General features: G+C 46.9%; 15 protein-coding genes, 1 tRNA gene and 1 riboswitch. Of the genes, 7 read left to right on the top strand and 9 right to left on the bottom strand.

Annotated elements, in window-relative coordinates; all coding sequences use genetic code 11:
• Together ACFORK_RS26150 and serS are read right to left on the bottom strand one after the other, a co-directional pair.
• A partial coding sequence (locus ACFORK_RS26150) for a chitobiase/beta-hexosaminidase C-terminal domain-containing protein (protein WP_379204665.1) occupies positions 1 to 3,823 on the bottom strand: 3,823 nt, incomplete at its 3' end.
• A 422-nt stretch (positions 3,824 to 4,245) separates the two neighbouring features.
• On the bottom strand, positions 4,246 to 5,523 hold the full coding sequence (serS, locus tag ACFORK_RS26145; RefSeq protein ID WP_379204662.1) for a serine--tRNA ligase: 1,278 nt from the start codon (positions 5,521 to 5,523) through the stop codon (positions 4,246 to 4,248).
• A 407-nt stretch (positions 5,524 to 5,930) separates the two neighbouring features.
• Between serS and ssuE the strand changes: the two genes are divergently transcribed.
• Positions 5,931 to 6,485 carry an NADPH-dependent FMN reductase gene (gene ssuE, locus ACFORK_RS26140; protein WP_379204660.1) on the top strand — a complete coding sequence of 185 codons (555 nt, stop codon included), beginning with the start codon at positions 5,931 to 5,933 and terminating at the stop codon, positions 6,483 to 6,485.
• A 355-nt stretch (positions 6,486 to 6,840) separates the two neighbouring features.
• Here ssuE and ACFORK_RS26135 read toward each other — a convergent pair whose 3' ends face one another.
• From ACFORK_RS26135 to ACFORK_RS26120, 4 genes are all read right to left on the bottom strand, one after another.
• A complete protein-coding gene (locus ACFORK_RS26135; RefSeq protein ID WP_379204658.1) occupies positions 6,841 to 7,872 on the bottom strand; it encodes a ribonucleotide-diphosphate reductase subunit beta in 1,032 nt (343 codons plus the stop codon).
• A gap of 450 nt (positions 7,873 to 8,322) precedes the next feature.
• Positions 8,323 to 10,656 carry a ribonucleoside-diphosphate reductase subunit alpha gene (locus tag ACFORK_RS26130; RefSeq protein ID WP_379204656.1) on the bottom strand — a complete coding sequence of 778 codons (2,334 nt, stop codon included), beginning with the start codon at positions 10,654 to 10,656 and terminating at the stop codon, positions 8,323 to 8,325.
• Positions 10,657 to 10,738: 82 nt separating this feature from the next.
• A complete protein-coding gene (nrdG, locus tag ACFORK_RS26125; RefSeq protein ID WP_379204654.1) occupies positions 10,739 to 11,254 on the bottom strand; it encodes an anaerobic ribonucleoside-triphosphate reductase activating protein in 516 nt (171 codons plus the stop codon).
• A complete protein-coding gene (locus ACFORK_RS26120; protein ID WP_379204652.1) occupies positions 11,251 to 13,242 on the bottom strand; it encodes an anaerobic ribonucleoside triphosphate reductase in 1,992 nt (663 codons plus the stop codon). The genes nrdG and ACFORK_RS26120 overlap by 4 nt, the downstream gene beginning before the upstream one ends.
• A gap of 537 nt (positions 13,243 to 13,779) precedes the next feature.
• On the opposite strand from ACFORK_RS26120, the gene ACFORK_RS26115 reads away from it, so the two are divergent.
• Both ACFORK_RS26115 and ACFORK_RS26110 read left to right on the top strand, forming a co-directional pair.
• A complete protein-coding gene (locus tag ACFORK_RS26115; protein WP_379204650.1) occupies positions 13,780 to 14,097 on the top strand; it encodes an MTH1187 family thiamine-binding protein in 318 nt (105 codons plus the stop codon).
• Positions 14,098 to 14,186: 89 nt separating this feature from the next.
• Positions 14,187 to 14,258, top strand: a tRNA-Thr gene (locus ACFORK_RS26110).
• A gap of 85 nt (positions 14,259 to 14,343) precedes the next feature.
• Here the strand turns inward: ACFORK_RS26110 and ACFORK_RS26105 are convergent.
• A complete protein-coding gene (locus tag ACFORK_RS26105; protein WP_379204648.1) occupies positions 14,344 to 14,919 on the bottom strand; it encodes a DUF1572 family protein in 576 nt (191 codons plus the stop codon).
• A gap of 236 nt (positions 14,920 to 15,155) precedes the next feature.
• Entirely contained in the window at positions 15,156 to 15,797 is a 642-nt protein-coding gene (locus ACFORK_RS26100; RefSeq protein WP_379204646.1) for an FMN-dependent NADH-azoreductase, read from the bottom strand.
• A 665-nt stretch (positions 15,798 to 16,462) separates the two neighbouring features.
• On the opposite strand from ACFORK_RS26100, the gene ACFORK_RS26095 reads away from it, so the two are divergent.
• From ACFORK_RS26095 to ACFORK_RS26085, 3 genes are all read left to right on the top strand, one after another.
• Positions 16,463 to 18,187, top strand: coding sequence for a vWA domain-containing protein (locus ACFORK_RS26095; protein ID WP_379204644.1), 1,725 nt, complete (start codon positions 16,463 to 16,465; stop codon positions 18,185 to 18,187).
• Between the two features lie 12 nt (positions 18,188 to 18,199).
• A complete protein-coding gene (locus ACFORK_RS26090; protein WP_379204642.1) occupies positions 18,200 to 18,955 on the top strand; it encodes an N-acetylmuramoyl-L-alanine amidase in 756 nt (251 codons plus the stop codon).
• A gap of 180 nt (positions 18,956 to 19,135) precedes the next feature.
• Positions 19,136 to 19,564, top strand: coding sequence for an ASCH domain-containing protein (locus tag ACFORK_RS26085; RefSeq protein ID WP_379204640.1), 429 nt, complete (start codon positions 19,136 to 19,138; stop codon positions 19,562 to 19,564).
• Positions 19,565 to 19,748: 184 nt separating this feature from the next.
• Here the strand turns inward: ACFORK_RS26085 and ACFORK_RS26080 are convergent, their stop codons facing one another.
• The gene (locus tag ACFORK_RS26080; RefSeq protein WP_379204638.1) at positions 19,749 to 20,156 is read right to left on the bottom strand and encodes a YhjD family protein; all 408 of its coding nucleotides are present in this window, start codon (positions 20,154 to 20,156) and stop codon (positions 19,749 to 19,751) included.
• Between the two features lie 470 nt (positions 20,157 to 20,626).
• Positions 20,627 to 20,716, top strand: a riboswitch (cyclic di-GMP riboswitch).
• An 89-nt stretch (positions 20,717 to 20,805) separates the two neighbouring features.
• Between ACFORK_RS26080 and ACFORK_RS26075 the strand changes: the two genes are divergently transcribed.
• On the top strand, positions 20,806 to 22,655 hold a 1,850-nt coding region (locus tag ACFORK_RS26075; protein ID WP_379204636.1), incomplete at its 3' end, for a choice-of-anchor A family protein.

The raw sequence follows: 22,655 nt of genomic DNA, 5'->3' as shown, positions 1-22,655 counted from the left end.
CAGGATAGATTGTTCCGGCATTACCTGACCGACCGATTTCATTGATGAACATTTTGCTAAGAATCTCATCCTCTGAGAAGTTCACATTGGAGGAGACGAACGGGAACTTAGCGTTACCAACGAATTTGGAAAGTACATTAGAGTCTTTATCAAATTCATGATTTCCGAAAGTCATAGCGTCATATTTGACCAGATTCATAAAGGCCAAATCTGCTTGACCCAGGTACTTGTTGAAGTACAGTGTTCCGGAGAACACGTCACCCGCATCAAGAAGAATAGGGTTTTCTGTCGTCGCCTTAGCATCCTTGATTGCCGTTACACGGCGCAAGATATTGTTTGGTGAGCTGACAGTATCTAATCCTGCATGTGTATCGTTAGTATGCAGAATGGTTAATGGGAAGTTTTCAGTAGTATTAAAATCAATCTGAGCCATTACAGCATCATGATCGGATACACGTCCTCTGGAGGATGGGAAGTCAGCATTCAGGTGAATAACATCCACATCGGCAGAAGCTGTCAGTTTTTTGCTGACCAGAATGTGGTCAAGTACTTGAGAGTTACCGTCGTAAGTATACGTGTACTGCTCATTTAAAGGCAGTTTGTCGATCAGATTATCCAGTTCGTCGCCTTTCAGAATCGTGGCAGTCGGCGTGAATTGGAAATCGTTCAGGTCGCCAAGTGCTACGATGTTGGCATCAGGATTGGCTGTCAGTACTTGCTTGACGAAGCCATTCACAACAGCAGCAATCTTGTGACGCTGAGTCTCACTGGACAATACTGGAGGTTGAGTGCTACCGAAAGGAGCAGTGTCTCCACCTTTAGAGTTGAAGTGATTGGCGATAACAATAACTTTCTCACCGCGGAAGACAAATTGTGCTGCGAGCGGTTTACGCGAGCTTGTAAATGCTTCGTTGGTCGGATCAATCCGGCCAGGGTTGTAGGTCAGCTTGTCAGTTGCTTTATCGTAGCCTACCGCTTGTGTAGAAGTACCCTTTTGACCATTAATACTGTCTGCCAGCTCTACACGAGCAGGGTTGTACAAGAAGCCTACGCGGATGTTACCGCCTGGAGCTCCTCCGTCTTTTTTATCCTGTGGAGCAATGTCAATGTAGTTGTATGTTGGTCCGCCTGCAGCCTGAATGGCTTCAATCAGCGGCGTAGCGTTGGCTTCAACCGTGCCGTTGTCAGTTTCGCCATTGCTGTCTTGCATTTCAATAACGCCGATAATATCCGGCTTCTTCATGTTGGCTGTGATGGATTCGGCAAGCTTTTTGGTTTTGGCTTCGCCTACACCCGGGTAATAGTTCTCGATATTGTAGGATGCGATCAAGAGTTTGTCCGCATTAACATTAATCGTCGATGTCTCTTGTTTGAACGGGCTTGTGGTGATGGAAGGCAGCTTGCCATTCTCCGGGATCACTTTAAAGTTGCCGTTGTTGTAGCCGATTACGCCGGTAATGTCACCGTCGAAGGTATCTCCAGTACCAACTTCCTTACCAGGGTTACCATAGGCAATCAGGAGGCGCTGTGGATTGTAATTCTTATATTCCTTCAGCGCAAGGCCGCCTGCTGGCGTAATAGCATCTTCAGTTCCGTTATCAATTCTTGTTGCGATGTTGTACACCTGGGAAGTACCGTTACCACTTGTCCAGTAAGGACTGATAATAGTTGGTGCAGGAAGCTTTACCAGCATGCCTTCCAGGGATTCGTAGAAATCGATGGCATCCTTATCGGATTGGAACTCCGTTCTGTTGTCAAGAATGGATGTAGGAATGACACGTCCACCCTTGCCGAGAACGATTGGTTCAGGGAAAGATACACCTGCTTTAGGCAGTTGTTTGAACGATGACAAAGTGATTTGGGTAGAAGTCAGATTCGTGCCGCTTCCTTCGTTATGTTCGGTTACTACACCCGTTACGGCGACAAAGTCTCCGACAGCAGGTTTCATGTTTTGATTTGTGCTGTATACGAAAATGCCTTCGGAAGTGTTCGGATTGTTATCCGGCTTCGGATCTTGGATATAAAATCCTTTGTAGTTGCCGTTCGCAAATGTATATCCATATTGAGTAACTATGCCCTCTACATCCGTGACGGTTTGACCTTCAAACTCGGATTTGTGGGTCTCGCCTTGGATATCATGGATGCGCGGAGCTTCAGAAGGTGTGTAAGCAAAAGTGTAAACCTTGCTTGTCTGGCCTCCAGCTACGGCAATCGCTTTAATAGTAACTTTCTGATCGATCACAATTGGAGCTGTGAATTTGGTGCTTGTCGCTGTTGGGTCTGTTCCGTTGGTTGTGTAAAAAATCTCTGCGCCAGCCGCTGGGCTGGAGAGATTTACCTTACCGCCAGTAATGATGCGTCCTGCACCTGGGCTTGCCATTACGGAAAGAGTTTCTTCCACCAGTGCGTTCTCGTTAAGCGGGATGAACTGGTAGTTTTTGTTGTATTCCTTGATTACTCCTGTAATACGTTCGAACGTTTTTCCGCTTGTTCCAGGATCAAGCTTGGACAAAGAGGAATAAATCGTAAACTCCTGATTCCCTTGCTTTGCGGTTACTGTGCTTCCTGCTTTTTTAACGATTGTGACATTCTCCATCGTTACAAGCTGTGCTTCGTATTGCTCGCCGTTACCTGCGCTCAAATCAGCTGCAGTTATCAGCTTTGGAGCTGGTACGCCTACATTTGGCGTAGTGACTTTGTAAGATAAACCGGGTTGCAGCTTGATTTCTTGCAGACCATTAAAAATTTCCATCACACCGGAGGCTTCAACTTCATCTCCAATGTTAGCAAATGCCGGGAAGTTATAGAGAACAATCCCTGCATCGCCGTCCTGTATGTACGTTTCAACGCCGTCGATATGCGTCACGACGCCTTTTGTCCACACATTTTGTCCTTTTTCCTTAACTCTTGTAGCAGAAATGTTGCTTTGAGTCAGGACGGAGTAAATAAACTTGTCGACAGGACTGTCAGACAGACCTGGAGCTACTGCAAAAGCATCAATAGCCGTATCATCACTGAGTTGAATAGGCCCATTGTAAAGCTGATACTCTCTTGTACCGCCAGAGCCATACACTGCAGCATAGACGGACGCTCCTACAGTAGGAGTGCTAAGGGAGATTGAAGTCCCTGCTGGCCATGCATTCGGAGCCGGGTCGGCAACGACAGGAGCTACCGTAGTTGGTGCTTCTGGGGCTTGTCCGTAGCTGCTGTTACGTGGGCTAGGTGCTTGGACAACAAAGTCTGTAGAGTTGTTATCAGTATCTAGACCACGGCTGTCTGTTGGTGCACCAGCCGCAGCTTGACGGATAGCAGCTGTCGTGTTGGATAGAGGAGCAGTCGCACCACTGCCCTCGAATTTTGTGGCTGTCCCGTAGCCGACAAGATCAATCGTTGTACCTGATTTATCAACGAGGTCGACTTTGCCATTGGTACCACCCAAATCAAGGCTTCCCTTGCTAACATCAGGAGTAGGCAAGTCGATCGTGCCTTTTGCTCCAGCGGCTTCCTCGATGAGGAAGTACCCTTTTGCGGGGATTGTTCCTGTTAAATTTGTTGCATTATTAAAGGAGCCTGTCGCTGAGGCATAGCGAACTTTCCATCCAGTCAAATCTACTGGGTTATTTGTAGGATTATATAATTCTATGAAGTCATTTTTATACGGTGCTCCAGTGTTTCCTCCGCCACCATAAACCTGCGAAATGACTACTGCGCTATTATCCGTAGCTGCTTGGGCAGTATGGACAGCAGGGAATACATTGCCGACCGTAATCAGCAGTGCGAGCCCTGCCGCAAGCCATTTCCTTACCCTTTTAGATATAACCATTTGTTTAAATCTACCCCTCTCGAGAACTAAATTTGAAAACCTATTCAATCCTACCATTCAATTGTTAAATGAAAGGTTCTCTCACACCAATATATATTAATTTCATGTTAATTTGAACGGATTTATAACAAATTTATAATTAATAAACTTAAAAAAGTCGAGAGTGCTATAAAAATTATAATACATTGGTTAATTATATGTATTAAGTACTATGTAATTTATCATTTTGTTGATATATGTAAAATAGGTGTTAAATATACTTATATTTTATGTTAGATATATCTTTGGAACTAGTTTGTTCTATTTAAAATGTTGATAGGTAAGTAGACAGCACTAAAAGGCAGCGGAAGCCGCTGCCTGTAGAAGTGACGGTATCTATTTTTCAAAAGATGAATCTTCTAATTTATTACCTTACTTTAACGTTAGAGATTGAGCTGGGTTTGCCCATTCATATATTTGCGCAAGGCCCGGGGAATATAGATGCTGCCATCCTCTTGCTGGTGGTTCTCCAGGAGTGGAATCAGAATCCGCGGCGTAGCCACGGCAGTGTTGTTCAAGGTATGGCAATACTGCAGTCGTCCATCGTCATCCCGATAGCGAATGCCCGACCGCCGGGCCTGAAAGTCCAGCAGATTGGATGCCGAATGGGTCTCTCCGTATGCGCCCCTGCTAGGCATCCAGGTCTCGATATCGTACTGCTTATGCGTCTTTAGAGCCATATCCCCTGTACAGACGGCTACTACTCTATAAGGGAGCTCTAGCAGCTCAAGAATATATTCGGCATTGGCCGTAATTTCCTGAAGCAGGCTCTCCGATACGCCTTCATCTTTCCGGCAGAGGATGACCTGCTCAATCTTCGAGAACTGGTGCACCCGGTACAGTCCACGTACATCACGTCCCGCCGAACCAACTTCGCGCCGGAAGCAGGCCGACATACCAGCCAGGCGAAGAGGGTTATTCAGATCCACGATTTCATCGCTGTATAACGAGACGAGCGAGACCTCCGAGGTTCCGGCGAGCCAGCGATTCTCTCCGTTTAGCTCGTAGGTCTGGTCCATACCGCCTGGGAAAAAGCCGGTGCGTTGCAGTGTCTCCGGACGAACAATCACGGGTACATCCATAACGGTGAAGCCGCGCTCGGTCAGTACATCTAGCGCGAGCCGCTGCACCGCAAGGTGCAGGTAGAGTCCCGCGCCCTTAAGCACGTAGCTGCGTGGTCCACCGGCCTTGACACCGCGCGCGATATCCAGAATATCGTGCAGCTCGCCGAGTTCTACATGGTCGCGCGGCGTGAACTCGAATGTTGTTGGTGTCCCTACGCGGCGCAGCTCGACATTGTCGCTATCATCGCGCCCTACGGGTGTATCCAGCGATACAGGGTTCGGGGCGAGCAGCATCAGTTCGCCGCAACGCTGCTCAGCTTCAGCCAGTCCGGCCTCCAGCCCGGTTAGTGCACTATTGATCTCGCGTACATGTTCTTTCGCAGCTTCTCCGGCAGGGCGGTCTCCCTCTCGTAGACGTTGCTCCACCTCTTTGGTCAGCACATTGCGCTTCGCTCGTAGCTGTTCCGTCTCCTGAAGCAGGCTGCGCCTTTTATCCTCCCATGCCAACAATTCATCCAGCGGAAATACCACTTTCTTCTGTGCGGCTATGTTTCTAAGAGTTTCCGTGTTTTCCTTGATCCAATTCATGTCCAGCATACCGATTCGCTCCTTTTGTCTTATAAAAACACAAAAAACGCCCTCATCCATGGGACGAGGAGCGTCAGCTCGCGGTGCCACCCAGGTTGACCGAATCACCGTGTAGCATGATGAATTCGATCCTCTTTGGTCTTCGCGGTAACGGGCGAAACCCGGTAAACTTAGGGAACACGTAAAACTGCTCCGGTCGCAGACGCCTCACGGTTGGATGCCGATCATTGGCCTGATCTCAATTTATTATTGTTGCCTAGTATAACGTAAGAAAGAAATGGGCGCAAGGTGGAGATCAACTTCACGTTTGTGTTTGACAAAAATCCGCTCCCTTTGTTAGGATTATATTTAATTTAAAGTATTTTAGTCGGAATAAACAGCGCGAGCTGATAAACAGAACAGAAGAGGTGGAGAAGTTGGCTAAAATTGTTGTCATTAACGGAACGCCATCCTTGGTATCACGCATCAATGCAGTCATTGAATATGCTGAAGCGGACCTGGCACGTCGTGGTTTTGAGGTTAACCGTATCAATGTAGCGGAGCTGCCGGCGGAGGATTTGATTCATACCAAATTTGAAAGTGAGTCCATCGTTAAAGCGAATGGTCTGCTCGCGGAAGCTGATGCTGTGATCGTAGTTAGTCCGGTATACAAAGCCTCCTATACAGGTGTGCTGAAGACTTTTCTGGATCTGGTGCCGCAAAAAGGTCTAGCTGGTAAAGTCGTGCTTCCGCTCTTTATGGGCGGCAGTCTGGCGCATCTATTGTCCATTGACTATGCACTGAAGCCTGTGCTGTCCGTTCTGGGTGCACGTTACATCCTGGGCGGCGTGTACGCTGTGGACTCCCAGGTCGTTCGGAACGATCAGGGTCAAGTGAATGTTGCAGAGGAATTGCAACTGCGTTTGAATGCGGCTCTGGAAGAGCTTGCTGAGGAAACTGAGCATCGTGTCGCTCGGGGAGTTAAAGCCTAAGTGCGTGGCGCTTATTCCGCTATCATATATGAATGAAAGAAGCGTCTCTTCCGCACCGTTAGGGTGGGAGAGGCGCTTTTTTATGTATTGGCATCAGAAGTATCCCAAGAAAAGTGTTATATAGCAGCTGTACAATTGAAAAGAAATAGGTGCCAACAATTAGATGTTTTTAAGCTGCCGATCTCGACACCATTCTAATGCTTGTCATTCGATTTCTAAGACTACAACCTTTCTCACCGACAACCTCCTAATACACTCATTTATCCCTCAATAAACCAGCGCCGGAGTGACTTTATTTTAACAGGCCTACAAAAGAAAAAGCAGAGCCGTCCAAGACGGTCTGCTTGTATTTATCTTACAAATCATCAAATCCGTTATCATCTCCAACTTTGCCGTAGTTGCGGGATTTGGCTTCAAAGAAGTCGGTTTTGGTTGCGTTCAGCGCTTCATCAGAGAATGGCTTGATCCAAGGCATGCAGTTCACATCAACGCCTTCATAGGCTTTTTCCATGCCCATCAGGGTCAGACGTTTGTTGGCAATGTACTTAATGTAATCGCCCAGCTCGTTTAGGTCAATGCCTTCTACATTCGAGAGGGTGTAATGCGCCCAGTTGGTTTCAAGCTCTACAGCACGGTCAATTGTGCGATATACGTAGTCCATGTTTTCTTTGGTGTTCAGCTCCGGGAAATCAACCAGCAATTGCTTGAACACCTCGGCGAAGAAGTAGCAGTGCTGATTCTCGTCACGCTGGATATAGGAGATCATCTGGCTGGTCGCCATCATCTTCTGGTCACGGGCCAGATTGTAGAAGAAGGCGAAGGTGCTGTAGAAGAAGATCCCTTCCAGAATGAGATCGGCTACGAGCGCACGGAAGAAGGTGTCCTTGGACGGCTCATTGCGGAATTCCTGATAGATTTCGGAAATGAACTGGTTGCGTTCCAGCAGCACGGGATCTTTTTTCCAATATTCAAAAATCTCCTTCTGCTCTCCCTCCGAAACGATGGAAGACAGTACGTAGGAATAGGACTGGTTGTGCACAACTTCCTGCTGTCCAATAATGGCGGAGATCGCTTCCAGCGAGGAGTCGGTTAAATAACGCTTCACATCACCAACGTACATAGTCTGCATAGAATCCAGCACGGCCAGCAGGGAGATGTTGATTTTGAATACACGCTGCTCTTCAGGGTCCAAATTCGGGAACTGCTGGGCATCCTTGGACATCGGAATTTCATCAGCGATCCAGTGGTTAAGCAGCAGCACCTTGTACAGTTTGTACATGTGAGGCATGCGGATATCGTTCCAGTTCAGAATCCCGGAGCATTCGCCTTCGATGATACGTGTGGATTGGTTGGGCGCTTCAGTGTTGAATATTTTTTGCAATTGCATTTCTTTTTCCCTCCATTTTTTGCGCGTTTAAACTAGGCAGATCGCTTTAAAATCCGAAGCCTTAAAAGTAACTCTGAGCAATGTTTGGATTTCCGGTCGTTGTAGACAGCTACGTTGCGAGCTTTCCTACGGAAAGCTTTCAGGCGAACGCTATGCTCTACAGTTCCAAACGTTCCTCTCTGTGACTACGGCTGTGTAATTAACGGCATTTTTGTACCTTAATATCTCTGTACTACCGGGGTTAGTGGTAATTAAGGGCAATTTTGCACCTTAAATCTACTATAAAACCTCTTTTAGAGCATTTTTTCTAAAATAAGGTACAATAATGCGCTTATTTCCCTTATTTACCTTCATTTAATAAATATAAGGTACAAAAATGCTCTTAGTTGGGGAGGCGAGCCCTTTTCGCCCTTTGTTAATTTCTTGTATTCGTCTTATAAAAATAATTTGTTAGCTCGCGCAAGATTCGCACTCTTCAATAGTTAATGCACGGCTGCGCACGTAATAAGTCGATTTCAGACCGCCCTTCCAGGCGTTCAGGTGAAGCTCCAGGAACTCTGTCGCTTTGATGTCAGGGCGCACATACAGGTTGAAGCTTTGTGCTTGATCGACATGGCGCTGACGAGCCGAAGCCATGCGGATGGACCAGTTCTGGTCGATCAGGAAAGCTGTTTTATAGTACCAGATGGTCTTGTCAGACAGATCCGGAGCTGGGTTAGCAATCTTGTACGTTGTTTTCTCCTCATAGGAGAGCAGCTCGTACAGTGGGTCAATACTGGCTGTAGAGCCGGCAATGATCGAAGTGGAGCCGTTCGGCGCAATCGCGAACATCCAGGCGTTACGCACGCCATCCTTGGCAACTTCCTCTTGCAGTTCACGCCATTGCTCAGTGGTCACATATTTGCCTTCTTGCTCGCCGCTAGTGTAGCCGCGTGAAGTAAAGTATGCGCCAGATTCCCAATCGGAACCTGCGAATTTCGGATAACGTCCTTTTTCGCGAGCCAATTCCATGCTGGAACGTACCAGTAGATAGTTAATATGCTCGTACAGATGGTTGTTGTATTCTACAGCCTCTTCGGATTCCCAACGGATACCTTTCAGGGCCAGCAAGTGATGCAGACCGAAGGTTCCGAGGCCAACGGCACGATATTGGCTGTTCGTATATTGAGCTTGCAATACTTCAATGTTGTTGATGTCGATAACGTTGTCGAGCATACGAACCTGAATCGGCACCAGACGCTCCAGCACACCCGCAGGAACTGCACGGGCCAAGTGGATGGAGTTCAGGTTGCAGACTACGAAATCACCAGGGATTTTGGAGATGACAATCCGGGTCTGGCCGTCTTTGGTCACCAGTTCTTCCTGTTCAATAACAGTAGCGGATTGGTTCTGCATGATCTCGGTGCACAGGTTGGAGGAGAAGACCATACCTGCATGTCTGTTCGGGTTAGCACGGTTAACGGTGTCACGGTAGAACATGTATGGTGTGCCTGTCTCAAGCTGAGATTTCATAATCCGCTTCATGATGTCGATGGCCGGAACTGTGATCCGGGACAACTCCAGGTTGGCAGTAGCTTCTGCATATTTCTCACGGAATGTGCCTTGTCCAAGCTCTTCATCATAGAAATCTTCCAGCCCGAGTGCGCGGCCATTCTCGTCCTTCCAGCCCATCACTTTCTTGATTTCATGCGGGCAGAACAGGTTCCAGTGGCTACGTGCTTCTACAGCTTCCATGAACAAGTCCGGCAGGCAGACGCCGTGGAAAACGTCATGTGCACGCATCCGCTCGTCACCGTTGTTCAGTTTAAGATCCAGGAAGGCTAAAATATCCTTGTGGAAGACGTCAAGATATACAGCCACGGCGCCTTTGCGCGTACCGAGCTGGTCTACGCTAACAGCGGTATTGTTCAGCTGGCGAATCCACGGGATAACGCCGGAGCTGGTGTTCTTGTGACCACGGATATCGGAGCCGCGGGCCCGGACTTTACCGAGGTAGACACCGATACCGCCACCCATTTTACTGAGACGAGCTACGTCTGTATTGGAATCGAAGATACCTTCGAGAGAGTCGTCTACGGTATCGATGAAACAGCTGGAGAGCTGGCCGGCTACTTTTTTACCCGCATTGGACATGGTTGGCGTAGCGGCAGTCATATAGATGTTGCTCATCGCCCAGTAGGCTTCTTTTACAAGCTCCATACGTTTCTCTTCCGGCTCGGTGTGCATCAGGTACATCGCAATGATCATGTAACGCTCTTGCGGCAATTCCATAACACGGCCGTCAAAATCATGGGCCAAATAGCGGTCAGACAGGGTAAGCAGGCCAATATAGTCAAACAGCAGGTCGCGGGTATAGTCAATCGTAGCGCCAAGCTCGTTGATTTGTTCCTTAGTGTAGTGGGAGAGCAGCTCTTCGCGATAGATCCCTTTTTTCACCAGGTCGGCAATTAGAGGGTACAGCTCACCGTAAGGCTCTTCCGGATAGGCTTTGTAGCGGCGGTTTACAGCAGCTTTCTTATAAAGGGAAGTTAAAAGCGAACGTGCAGCAGCAAATTTCCAGTTTGGCTCTTCTTTGCTCACCAGTTCCAGGGCACTCATCGTGAATGCACTGCTGATTTCTTCTCCGCTCACTTCGTCACGACGCAGTTTAGATTGTACTCCGCGTAGGAGGGACTCTTTGCTGAGTTCTTCAAGTTCGTTCAGAATACGGTCAGCGTATACGGAAAGGCGATTTTCATCAAAAGCCAATTGGCGATTATCGGGTTTTACTACAAATTGCGGCATAATGTTACATCCCTTCATATTTTGAATTTAATTATGATTATTAAAAATTGATCTATTAGACCGTAAAAGGCGCCAAAAACGGCTAAAGCGTCGTTGGCTGCCAAAGTACGATGTCAGGGCCAGTAAGGCTGGCCTCAATATCAATAATGCGTTGATTGGAGCTCCCACGGTAGGGGAGAGTCGTATCCTTTAATGCTTCTTCAAAACGTCCGTCAATCAGTACCTGACACTGGCTGAGCAGATGCCATTCCGGCGAACCGGATATCGCTGTAATCTCTTCATACGTGTACCCGCTGTAGATCCAGACAGGGAAGCCTGGGAGCGTGGCACGAAGTTCCTCAATGAACTCTACTACTTCTTCGGCAGAAAAGAAAGGGTCACCGCCTGCTAATGTTAATCCGTCCAGTAGCGGGTTGGCCGCAATCTCCGCGATCAGCTCGCGTCTGCGCTCTGGGGTAAAGACTTCCCCGTAATTAAAATTCCATGTCTTCGGATTGAAGCAGCCCGGGCAGCGGTGGCGGCACCCGCTAATGAAGAGGACGGCCCGCAGGCCCTCGCCTTCATTGATGGACTCGGGATAGTAGCCGCAAATATTCATAGATGCTTAACCCGGTCCCTTACTTCCGCCTGCTTGGCCGCATTGAAGCGGGTCTGATAATCTCCGGTCAAATATCCTGTCACCCGGCGTAGACGCCGGATGTGAACTTCATTCTCATGTGCGCCGCAGGAAGGGCAATTCGTGCCGATAACCCCTTCATAGCCGCAGCCTTGGCAGCGGTCTATAGGGTGGTTAATGCTAAAGTAGCTAATCTCCTGCTCTAGAGCGTAGCGAATAATTTTGACAAAAGCGGCCGGATTGCTGCGCGCGTTGCCATCTAATTCGACATACGAGATCGCACCGGCGTTGCAGTACTCATGGAAAGGAGCTTCCAGACTGATCTTTTGGGCAGCGCCAAGAGTGTAGTATACAGGAATGTGAAACGAGTTGGTATAATATTCGCGATCGGTAACACCGGGAATGGATCCCAGTACCTTATGATCGATCTTCGTAAATTTCCCAGACAATCCTTCGGCAGGCGTAGCGAAGAGGGTGATATTGAGATTATATTCCTCGCTCTTCCGATCGCAATATTCCCGCATGTGACGGACAATAGCCAGCGCTTTGGCATGAACATCCATGTCTTCCCCGTGGTGCTTACCGTACATCGCCTTCATACATTCGGCAATCCCGATGAAGCCGAGGGACAGACTGCCATGCTTCAGCAGTTCGCCAACGCTATCCTCTGGCGCCAAGTGTTCGCCGCCTTCCCAGACCCCTTCACGCATCATGAAATCGGATGCCTTGGCCTTCTGGGAGGCTTGAATGCGGAAGCGGTGAAGCAGACCGTCCAGCGCAACGTCCATATAATGATCCAGGTCTCTGTAGAAGCCTTCTTCATCGGCTACCATGCGGCGACCTGTGACGATGCCATGTGCCAAACCGAGTCGTACCAGATTCAGCGTATTAAAGGAAAGGTTACCTTTACCTGAGCAATGATTGCGGCCAAAACGGTCGCTAAGCACGCGGGTGCGGCAGCCCATAGTGGCGAATTCGGTATCGGGATTCGAAGGATCATAATACTGCATATTGAGCGGCGCGTCCAGATTGGCAAAGTTCGGATACAGTCTGCGTGCAGAACATTCAGCGGCCTTGATGAACAGTTCATAGTTCGGATCACCTGGCTGCTGGTTCACACCCTGTTTGCACTTGAAGATCTGAATCGGGAACACCGGCGTCTCGCCACTGCCAAGTCCGTGCATGGTTGCCGTCAGCAAGGAACTGATCACGAGTTGCCCTTCCGGCGAGGTGCAAGTTCCATAGTTGATGCTGGTGAACGGAATCTGTCCGCCGGACCGGCTCGACATAGTATTCAGATTATGTATCATACTCTCGGCGGCCTGGAGTGTTTCACTCTCAGTTTCTTTTAACGCAAAACGGAACGCCTTAGGATATTGCTCTGCCAGATCGGTGCGGCTCATGTGAATCTCGCCAAGATCAAGTGGCTCTGTAGATTGTCCTTCTTCGAAATAGTCCAGGCCCTTGCGGAATAGCTTGGCAAAGGATTTGGTGACATAAGGGGCCAGATCGTAGTCCAGCTTATTGGCGGATACGCCGCCGTATTGGGCATTTTGCTGAGATTGGAAAATAATCGCTACCAGCGCCATCGCCGTCATAATCGAGTTCGGGGGACGTACACTGCCATTGCCCGTGTTGAAGCCTTCACGCAGAAGCTTCTCGAACGGGATAAAAATACAATTGGTCGTTCCGATCGCATATTGGTCCAGATCATGTACATAGACAACGTTATCCTTAATGGCTTGTACCAACTGCGGCGGCATCGTGAAATTACGAGCATACCATTTGGAATATTCACTGCCGAACTTGCTCATTTTACCGGAGAAACTCTCCCCGTTCAAATTTGCGTTCTCCCTGAGTAAGTCCAGGTCTCGGCTGTCAATAATATCGCGTCCCAAATGAATAACTTCTTCTAATAATTCTTCCTGTGCCAGTTGACCACTGTGGTACGGCTTCTCCAGTAACGTCATGTACTGATCTCCTCTCCATATAAAAGGACATTCTCTGCTGTTACAGAAAATGCCCGTGTGCTTCTCATAGCTATCCCGGTCTTGTGATGTAGGCTTGCATGCGGACACTGTTTTTGTTTCCTGCACACCTCTATTAATCTCCCTATGACAGGAGGTTAAAATAACTGTTCCCTACTATATTTTGTCGATAGAGACTACATTACATCAATATATTGTGTTTGTCTACCGAATTTTAGTGAACCCTTGCCACGCTTGAGATCATCCCTTTTCTCCACAGGAAGTCCACAGAACCATCCACAGGTAATCCACAAATCATCCACAAAAAAGCCTGAAATGGTTCATAATTTATCTGAAAATATGCCACAAACCGTCCATAAAAAAGATATAGGCTTTTACTAGATTTTGTGCTACAAGTGGTAGAATTCGCGATTAGCAGAAATTAAGTATACGCATGGTTTGTAGGAGAGACGGAGAGTGGGTACAATAAGGGAAAAGTAGTTGTTTTCCAAAATGAAAAGAACAGGGGAGGGATTTAGCATGCCGATAGCTGAAGTTACAGTCATTCCGATTGGTACGGGTAGCACCAGCCTTAGCGCTTATGTTGCAGATATGCAGCGTGTGCTGGAGACGGTGGAGGGAGTGACATATGAGCTTACGTCCATGGGAACTATTATCGAAGGCCCGCTGCAGCGGATTCTCGCCGCCGTGGAGGCCCTACATGAATCTCCTTTTACTAACGGAGCCCAGCGTGTCTCGACCGCCGTCAAGATCGATGACCGTCGCGACAAGCCCTCTAGCAGCAAAAGTAAGCTTGAGTCCGTAGAGCGTAAGCTCCACGCCGATTCGTCGGAATAGCTGGACTTGCTGGCAGTCTCGAAAAAGGGGATTGCGTTTTCCATAATACGGAGTATAATGTTTTTTGTTTGACGAAAGTAAAGCTTCAAGCTGGTGTAGCTCAGGGGTAGAGCAACGCACTCGTAATGCGTAGGTCGGGGGTTCAATTCCCTTCACCAGCATCCTTAAGTAAAATGATAATGGCGCGGATTCCGGGGGTTCGGAGCCGCGCCTTTCCTGTTCTTTTACCATTCTGCTTGGATTCATTTAATTAATTCTCTTTAGTTCTTCATCAATAAAGTTTTTTGTTGCCTTTTCTTTAGAAAATTTATCGTTATTATATTGTTTGGAACCTTGCTTTGGAACAGATAAACTTTCCCAACTACTCTTCTTTAGAATTTTTGCAGCGTAAATGATTTGCCCAACGTGATATGGGTAATGTGCCAATTGTCTATTGATTGCTTCAATAACGGTGTGCCCTTCGTTCCGTATATAAATAATTTGTGATAATTGATCCGTATGAATTGAATCCATTGCATTGAATAAACATGTCCAGCCTTCGTTCCATTTTATTAAAAGATTCTCTTTAGTGTTAATGTCATTCTCAAACTCCGAATCTCGATCTCTCCATGATTTTTCACCGTCAGTGCTTAGAAAATCTGTCCATCTTGAAAGCATATTTCCCCATAAGTGTTTTACTATAGTTGCAATGCTATTGGAATCGTCATTAAAAGTTACAAATAATTGTTCGGGATCTACTTGATTGATGGCTGCTTCACCATGTGTTTTGTAATAAAGAAATTGTTTTTTGATACTTTCCAAATAGATTTGCTCATTATCCATTTCAAACACCTTGCTTTCGTATATTATTTTTAATGATTTTATTTTATCAGAAGTCCATTATTTCTGTTCTGACACAAGCCTGATAGAACTCAATAACACATAAATGTGTTGCATTCGTAATGCGTAGGCCGGGAGTTCAATACCCTTCACCAGTGTCCTCAAAAAGACAATAAAGGCGCCGATTCCGAGGGGGTCGGAGCCGCGCCTTTTTTCGTTTAAAGTGTGCGTCGAATTATTTATTTCTTCGCTAAAGTTACAGCTGCCTCTTCTGCTTCTATAAATGCTTTCTTCAACACCTCGTCCTTGTCCAGTAAAGCAGTCCCTTGTACTCTAAGGGTTTGGAAATCCTCAATACCTAAGAAATTAAACATGGACTTCAAATATTTATGTGAGTATTCAACTTCAGTATACCAGTCATCATTGGTGTAGATCGAACCACTTGCCTGAATAACGACCATGCTTCTCCCATCCTTTAAAAGTCCCACTGATCCTGTATCGGTATACTTAAATGTTTCCCTTGCAATCATAATATTATCGACATAATCCTTGAGCTTTGATGGGACATTGAAGTTATGCAGCGGGTGCACAATAAGGTATTTATTTGCACTTTTGAATTGTTGTAATACTTCATTCATTCTTCCGGCGACTTCTTTTTCTTGAGTGGTTAGGGCTTCACCTTTCGCATATTTTTCCCAAGCGCCTAGGACGGTCTTATCAATTAAAGGGATCTCATCTTCATATAGGTTAATTTGTTCGATGATTTCATTATTAGGTTTATGCTCCACATAAGTTTTCATGAAGTGTTTGAATACACCAAGACTGAATGAAGTCGTTGAATCCACCAAAGGATGTGCGTTAATGATAAGCAGCTTGCTCATTGTATAGTGCCTCCATAATAGTTTTTTTGTTGTACATTTATGTAGACAAATGAGCAGGACAATCTGTGACACTAAATCACAAAAAGATGAATTTTTGCTGCGTGGTTGTCTTGGTTAATTTTGTCCGGACATTTCATGATCTATGCAAGTGCGTAGTCGAGGGCTTTGAAGCAGGGGGACCGATGAAGCGGAAAATTATTATAACCAGAAAAGGAACGAGGGCAAGCCATTACAAGGTGGTCGTGATCGCTTGCGCCAACAAGCTTCTCCATCACTTATCCTCAGTAAAGGCGAGCCCTTTAAAGTTTGACCCTATTTACCCATAACTCTTTGAGGTGTTTCCCGTCCTTGTTGCTGATATCTGCTTTGATAAGAATGGACTCTAGATCTTTGTCACCAGTGTTTTCGACGCGCGCATTTAAAGTCCATGGTTATCTTCTTCTTTTACAGACACATCAAAAACTTTGAAGCCATCAACATCATAAACTTTTTTACATTGATATTTAGTATGCATTTTTGTGCTTACACGAACATCGGTAAGATTTTGAGGGATATGAAGGAATATTTTGTATGTTGTCGAATTATGTACTTTGGTATATATCCGGGATAAATGCACCATAAAGTCACAATTAATTTAAATATAATTAGAGTAGGCGGGAATGAATATGTTTTGCGGTAAATGCGGTACCAAGGCGTCTTCGAATGATCATTTTTGTAAAAAATGCGGAAGTGCTTTAGCGGGAGAGCCCGAGCTTGATGCACCATCACCACAGCCTGAGGCTGTATCTTCAAGTGAGATTCGAGTCGTAGGTAAGTGTAATGCTAAATCCTGGAAGAATACAACCTTTGCGATAATCGCAGGATTGTTGCTGGCGGTAGGTATCTTCGTCTGGTTAAGGACCGGAAGCGATACGGAGCAAGATAAATTGAAGACCGTTCAGGCTAATACAGCTAACAATTCTTCATTTGAAGCTGCGGCTACGCCCGTACCTACCGATGTGCCAGAAGTATCTCCTTCACCTTCGGTGGTTCCGGCGGAACCAGCCTTTATCAAGGTCAACCAGGTAGACTCGTCCCGGTATGAAGGGCGTGGAGTGGATGTCTATTTCTCACTATTCGCCGATCAGGGCTTCCAGCAGGAGATCGCACCAATGGTGCTCAACAAGGAAATGTTCAACGTGAACGGACAGCCGGTTCAAGGTCTTTCCCTGGTTGAAGATAGTGATGTGGTCAGTGTTAATCTGGTTATTGACAAAAGTGGGAGTATGGAGGAATCTCCTAATACTGGTGTGTCTGCATCTAAGATGGATCTTGTTCGATTAGCTGCGATCCGGTTCATTGATAATATTCCTGCCGAGGCTAAGGGACAATTCGAGTTATTGTCTTTTTCCACTTATGCACCGCCTGTTGCAGATGTTCCATTTACTTCAAATCGGAAAGAGGTTAGCTTAAAGCTGTCCGGTTTAGTATCCGATGGTGGACAGACGGCACTGTACGATTCTTTAACCAAAGCTTTGTATGATACAAATGAGCAGCAAGGGCCAAAGTATGTAATTGCATTTACAGATGGTATAGACTCTGACTATGGTTCTTCTATTCAATCAGTCATTGATCTGTCCAAACAATTAGGAATTCCTATTTACATGATCGGGTTCGGTGGAGAGGATGACAATTTGTCGTACATCGCCCAGGAGACAGGCGGACAACACTTCTTCCTAAATATTGATGATGACCTCCAAACAGAACTGAATCGTATTTACGATACGATTTTCCAAAGATATGTTAAGCAGTACAAACTGACATACCTTCCATCACAGAAGGTTGCCCCGGGTCAAGAGTTTTCGTTCGCGATGGACATGAATGCTCCGCAGCGACAAGCCCGGACAGCTCTACTAACTTATGAACGGAAGCTCGACAACAATTCCATTGATGTACAGAATGCCTTATTCAAATATCAGGTCAATTATGCGCAATCGGTTAACTTGCTGGATTTCTCTCTGGTACAAAATAATGTGCAAAGAGGGTCACAGTTCTATAACAATCTCAAGAAACGTATTGAGGTTGATTATGTCAATGCTTACACCAAAGGAGCACCAAAGGTTATTGAGCCTCTAGAAAACTACCGTATTGACTCCATAAGTCAATTGCACGATGGGGCATACAAAATCAAATTTTTCAAGCTATTTCCTGTTCTACTTAATAACGAGAGGGTCTATGAGGCGGATTTGAATACCTATACTCTCACTAGAGATCAAGCATCCGGTAAGTGGCAGGTAAGTGATTTTGGGCGCGAAGAATGTTCCATCTACCGTGATAAATCAGACCCTGGCTCCTTATGTACTGATAACGGAGTCGAAAAATTATATAGTGGCGATCCTTGGCCTAACTGATAGGAGCTAATCATGCGCGTAAAATTGAATGTAATCTTCTTAGTTATTATGGTCTTACTGACGTCAGGCAGCGTTCCATCTAGAGTAGACGCGAAAGTTCTAGATGGAACATCATTAGCCAGTACACAGGAGAAGACAGTTATCTGCATAGATGCGGGGCACCAAAGTAAAGCTAATAACGCTAAAGAGCCGATAGCACCAGGGAGTCAAACAGTTAAACCAAAGGTGTCAAGCGGTACACAGGGCATAGCCACTGGTAAACCCGAATACAAACTCACTCTGGAAGTGGCATTGAAGCTGGAGCAAGCACTTCAGAAGGAATACAAGGTTGTAATGGTTCGCCGAACTAATAATGTGGATATATCAAACATGGGGCGCGCCACAAGGTGTAATCAGGTAGGAGCCGATTTGACTCTTAGGCTGCACGCAGATGGAAGCGATAATCGCAGTATTCAAGGTATGTCTTTTCTCTACCCTTCTGCCGACAGCTCATCTACTAAGAAGATTTCATCGCAAAGTTTTGAAATCGCTAAAGTCCTGTCTAAAGCAGTGCTGAAGGAAACGCAAGCGACATCGCGTGGGATAATCGCTCGGAGCGATCTTACTGGATTCAATTGGTCAACAGTGCCGGTTCTACTAATCGAAATGGGCTTCATGACGAATCATAAAGAAGACCTGAAGTTGAGCCAGGCTGCATATCAGGATAAGATTGTTCAAGGGATTAAAGAGGGTCTTGATTCGTATTATAAGGTTGCAGCGAAGAAATAAATATTATATTAAATCCCTCGTCCATAGTATTCAGACGAGGGATTTTCAAATCATGACATTATATAAATACGAATGTTCAGGCAAGCTCTAGACGAGATAACACATATTTAGGTAAAGAGATGTAGTAGGGATACACTCATGATAGCCCACAGCCAAATATAAGGAGGAGATAAGAATAACATGCGTTGCTTAACGATACGGCAGCCCTGGGCTACATTGGTTGCGCTTGGCGAGAAGAACTATGAAACCCGTTCATGGCGAACGTCATATTGTGGGGAGCTGGCAATCCATGCTGGTCTTAAAATAGACAAGGCCGCGTGTAGACGAGAGCCGATTCAATCGATACTCGCAAAGCATGGCTATACAGAAGAGAATTTACCCACGGGTGTTATTATTGCTATAGGCAAACTGAAGGAGTGCCATGGTATTACCGGGTTGAATAGTGTCGCGCAGCAGATAGACGAGCATGAACGGGCTTTTGGCGACTATACGGAAGGACGTTTTGCCTGGGAGCTGGAGGATGTTCGTGCGTTGGTTCATCCTGTTCTGGCCAAGGGGCGGCTCGGCTTCTGGGAGTATCCCCTCTTGGGTGAAGAGGACCATTTATAATCTTCGTTAACAAACATCGTGATGTTTTTTAAGCTAATTTTTATCTTAAGATCAGCTTATTTTCAGGTTCAGGGGTTATATTGAATTTACCAAACGCCCCCCAGTGTTTAGTGGTATAGATTTTGGGTCCTGCCAACTCCCATGGCAGGGCCTATTTTTTTCTTATTCCTAAAGTAGAGTGAATTTAGAGCTGCGGAGCAGGCTTGATTCCGTATTGTTCCTGCTCATTCCGGAAGGCCGAAATATCCAGTCCCAAGTATCTGCGCATATGGATTCCCGCTTGTGCAGCAATGAGTTCATTCAGCAGCAGCATCCGTTCGTGATATCCTCGGCAGATGAATTTGGCTTCAAGGCCATGCGGGAGCTTGTGCTGTTCATATACCTTAATGCCGCGCATCCGCATCTCCGTACGAATATCCCTGAGATCTGCAGTAGCTGCACTGGCTGCCGTATCCAGGACTTCAAGATAAGGTGAAGGTGTTCGGAGTTGTGCAGAAATGATGCCAGCATCGCGTTCAAAAGCAGATAGGATCAGCGGGAGAAGCAAATACGATTTTACCAGATGATTATCTATACTCTCGGCTTTGTGCATGCGTATCACCACCTAAAATGAGAACGTATATTCCTATTTTACTCCGAATTTCAAAAAATATTCAATGGTATTTATAAACAAACTAATAAATGTGATTTAATTCACAATACATTTGGAGGGATGATATTATATTTAATTTGAAATACTAAAAAGAAGACTATTGTAATATTAAAGGAGAAGTGAGCCATGGAGCAAGAAGGGAATATTTATAGAGGGATGTTGTTTGGACTATTCCTGAGTATTCCGTTGTGGGTCTCAATTATTGGCTGGATACAGCTGTTCTAAAAAAGAGGATAAAATGACGATTTGAAGCGCCTTTTGGCGCTTTTTTTATTTAAAGATTGTACAAAAAGGAATTCGTTGACAATCATATAACGCCAAGCTACACTATGGGTAAATTCAGAATAAGATGTATTACACAGGGCCTGTCGTATGTTGTTTTGCGGGCATCTCTATCAATTTAATATCATCATGTATAATAGCAAACCGTCTGAAAAGACGGGACGCAAAGTTTAGGAGTCTAAAGTGCTAACAAGTGCCATGACCGTCCGACTGCCATGAAGAGAGCTCCTCTACTTCTTGGTGGTCTTTTTTTGTTGTCATCGTAGCTGCTACGAGATCATATAGAATTTAATAGGAGGTGTAAACATTGAGGAAAAGAATGAAGTCGGCAGTGAAATTGTTCCTGGCAGGGCTGCTGACACTGGGAAGTACGTTTTCCCTGGGCGTCCCGGTGAACGCAACACCGGACTCGCCGTATACCCAGACGCCAGTCTTGGGGGTTGCCGGGAATTTTAACGCTTTTGTGTTTGGAGATTTTACGCAGACGAACGACCAGATTCACGGGCGGCTTGCCGCCGCAGGGAATATCAGTCTGCAAAGTTACGGCGTATCTAAGGATGCCCCGGGCGGCGATGTTCTAATTGCGGGAGGAAACATTAATATTACTGATGGAACAGTGTATGGCAAAGCCGTTTATGGTGGGACCTTATCCAAGACAAGGGCTGATATCAAGGAAGGTGAGAGAAAGGCTAGTCCAGTTCCAATTGATTTTGCTAAGGAAAAGCAATTTCTGATTAACAAATCGGCTGAGCTGGCGTCTCTCCCTGAGGCAGGGTCTTTCAAGAAGGAGTTCGGGAAAATAACCATTAACGCTCCGGAAGATTTTAATGTCGTAAATCTATCTGCCTCCGACTTGGTGAATGCCAATGGTCTTCAGTTCAACATTGCAAACAATGGCACAGTTATAGTCAATGTTAGTGGAGGCGCCATCAGCATTCCTAGTTTTCAAATTTGGGGTGGAAGTCCCCGGAAGGTATTATTTAATTTTTACCAAGCAGGCTCGATCAGTATAGCTAATACAACCATAGAAGGTACGATCTTGGCGCCGAAAGCAAGTGTGTTCTACAATTACGCGGAGTTGCATGGGACGTTGATAGCCACTTCATTTAACGGTTATGTGCAAATGCACCATTATCCGTTTGAAGGAACCACCCCGTCAACAACGCCAACGCCGAAGCCGACAGTGACACCGACGGCCACGCCAACAGCAACGCCTACGCCGAAGCCGACAGCGACACCAACGGCCACGCCAACAGCGACGCCAACGCCGAAGCCGACAGTGACACCAACGGCCACGCCAACAGCAACGCCAACGCCGAAGCCGACAGTGACACCGACGGCCACGCCAACAGCAACGCCAACGCCGAAGCCGACAGTGACACCGACGGCCACGCCAACAGCAACGCCTACGCCGAAGCCGACAGTGACACCAACGGCCACGCCAACAGCAACGCCTACGCCGAAACCGACAGCGACACCAACGGCTACGCCAACAGCAACGCCTACGCCGAAGCCGACAGCGACACCGACGGCTGTGCCAACAGCAACGCCTACGCCGAAACCGACAGCGACACCAACGGCCACGCCAACAGCAACGCCTACGCCGAAGCCGACAGCGACACCAACGGCCACGCCAACAGCAACGCCTACGCCGAAGCCGACAGCAACACCAACGGCTACACCAACGGCAACGCCGAAGCCGACAGCAACAGCGACACCGAAGCCAACGCCGACACCAACATTGTGCCCAACGCCAACGGTAACGCCAAAGCCAACACCAACACCGACGGCCACACCAACGGCTACACCGACAACAACACCAAAGCCGACACCAACACCGACACCGACACCAACACCGACGGCAACGCCTACGCCGAAGCCGACACCAACACCAACACCGACGGCAACGCCTACGCCGAAGCCGACACCGACACCGACACCAACACCGACGGCAACGCCTACGCCGAAGCCGACACCAACACCAACACCGACGGCAACGCCTACGCCGAAGCCGACACCAACACCAACACCGACGGCAACGCCTACGCCGAAGCCGACACCAACAGCAACGGCCACGCCAACAGCAACGCCTACGCCGAAGCCGACAGCGACACCGAAGCCAACAGCAACACCGACGGCCACGCCGAAGCCAACAGC

This window comes from Paenibacillus sp. GCM10012306 (genome assembly GCF_042649265.1).
GTDB lineage: Bacteria > Bacillota > Bacilli > Paenibacillales > Paenibacillaceae > Paenibacillus_AQ.
The sequence above is the reverse complement of the archived record's forward strand: the minus strand, read 5'-3'. Positions and strand labels throughout refer to the sequence as shown.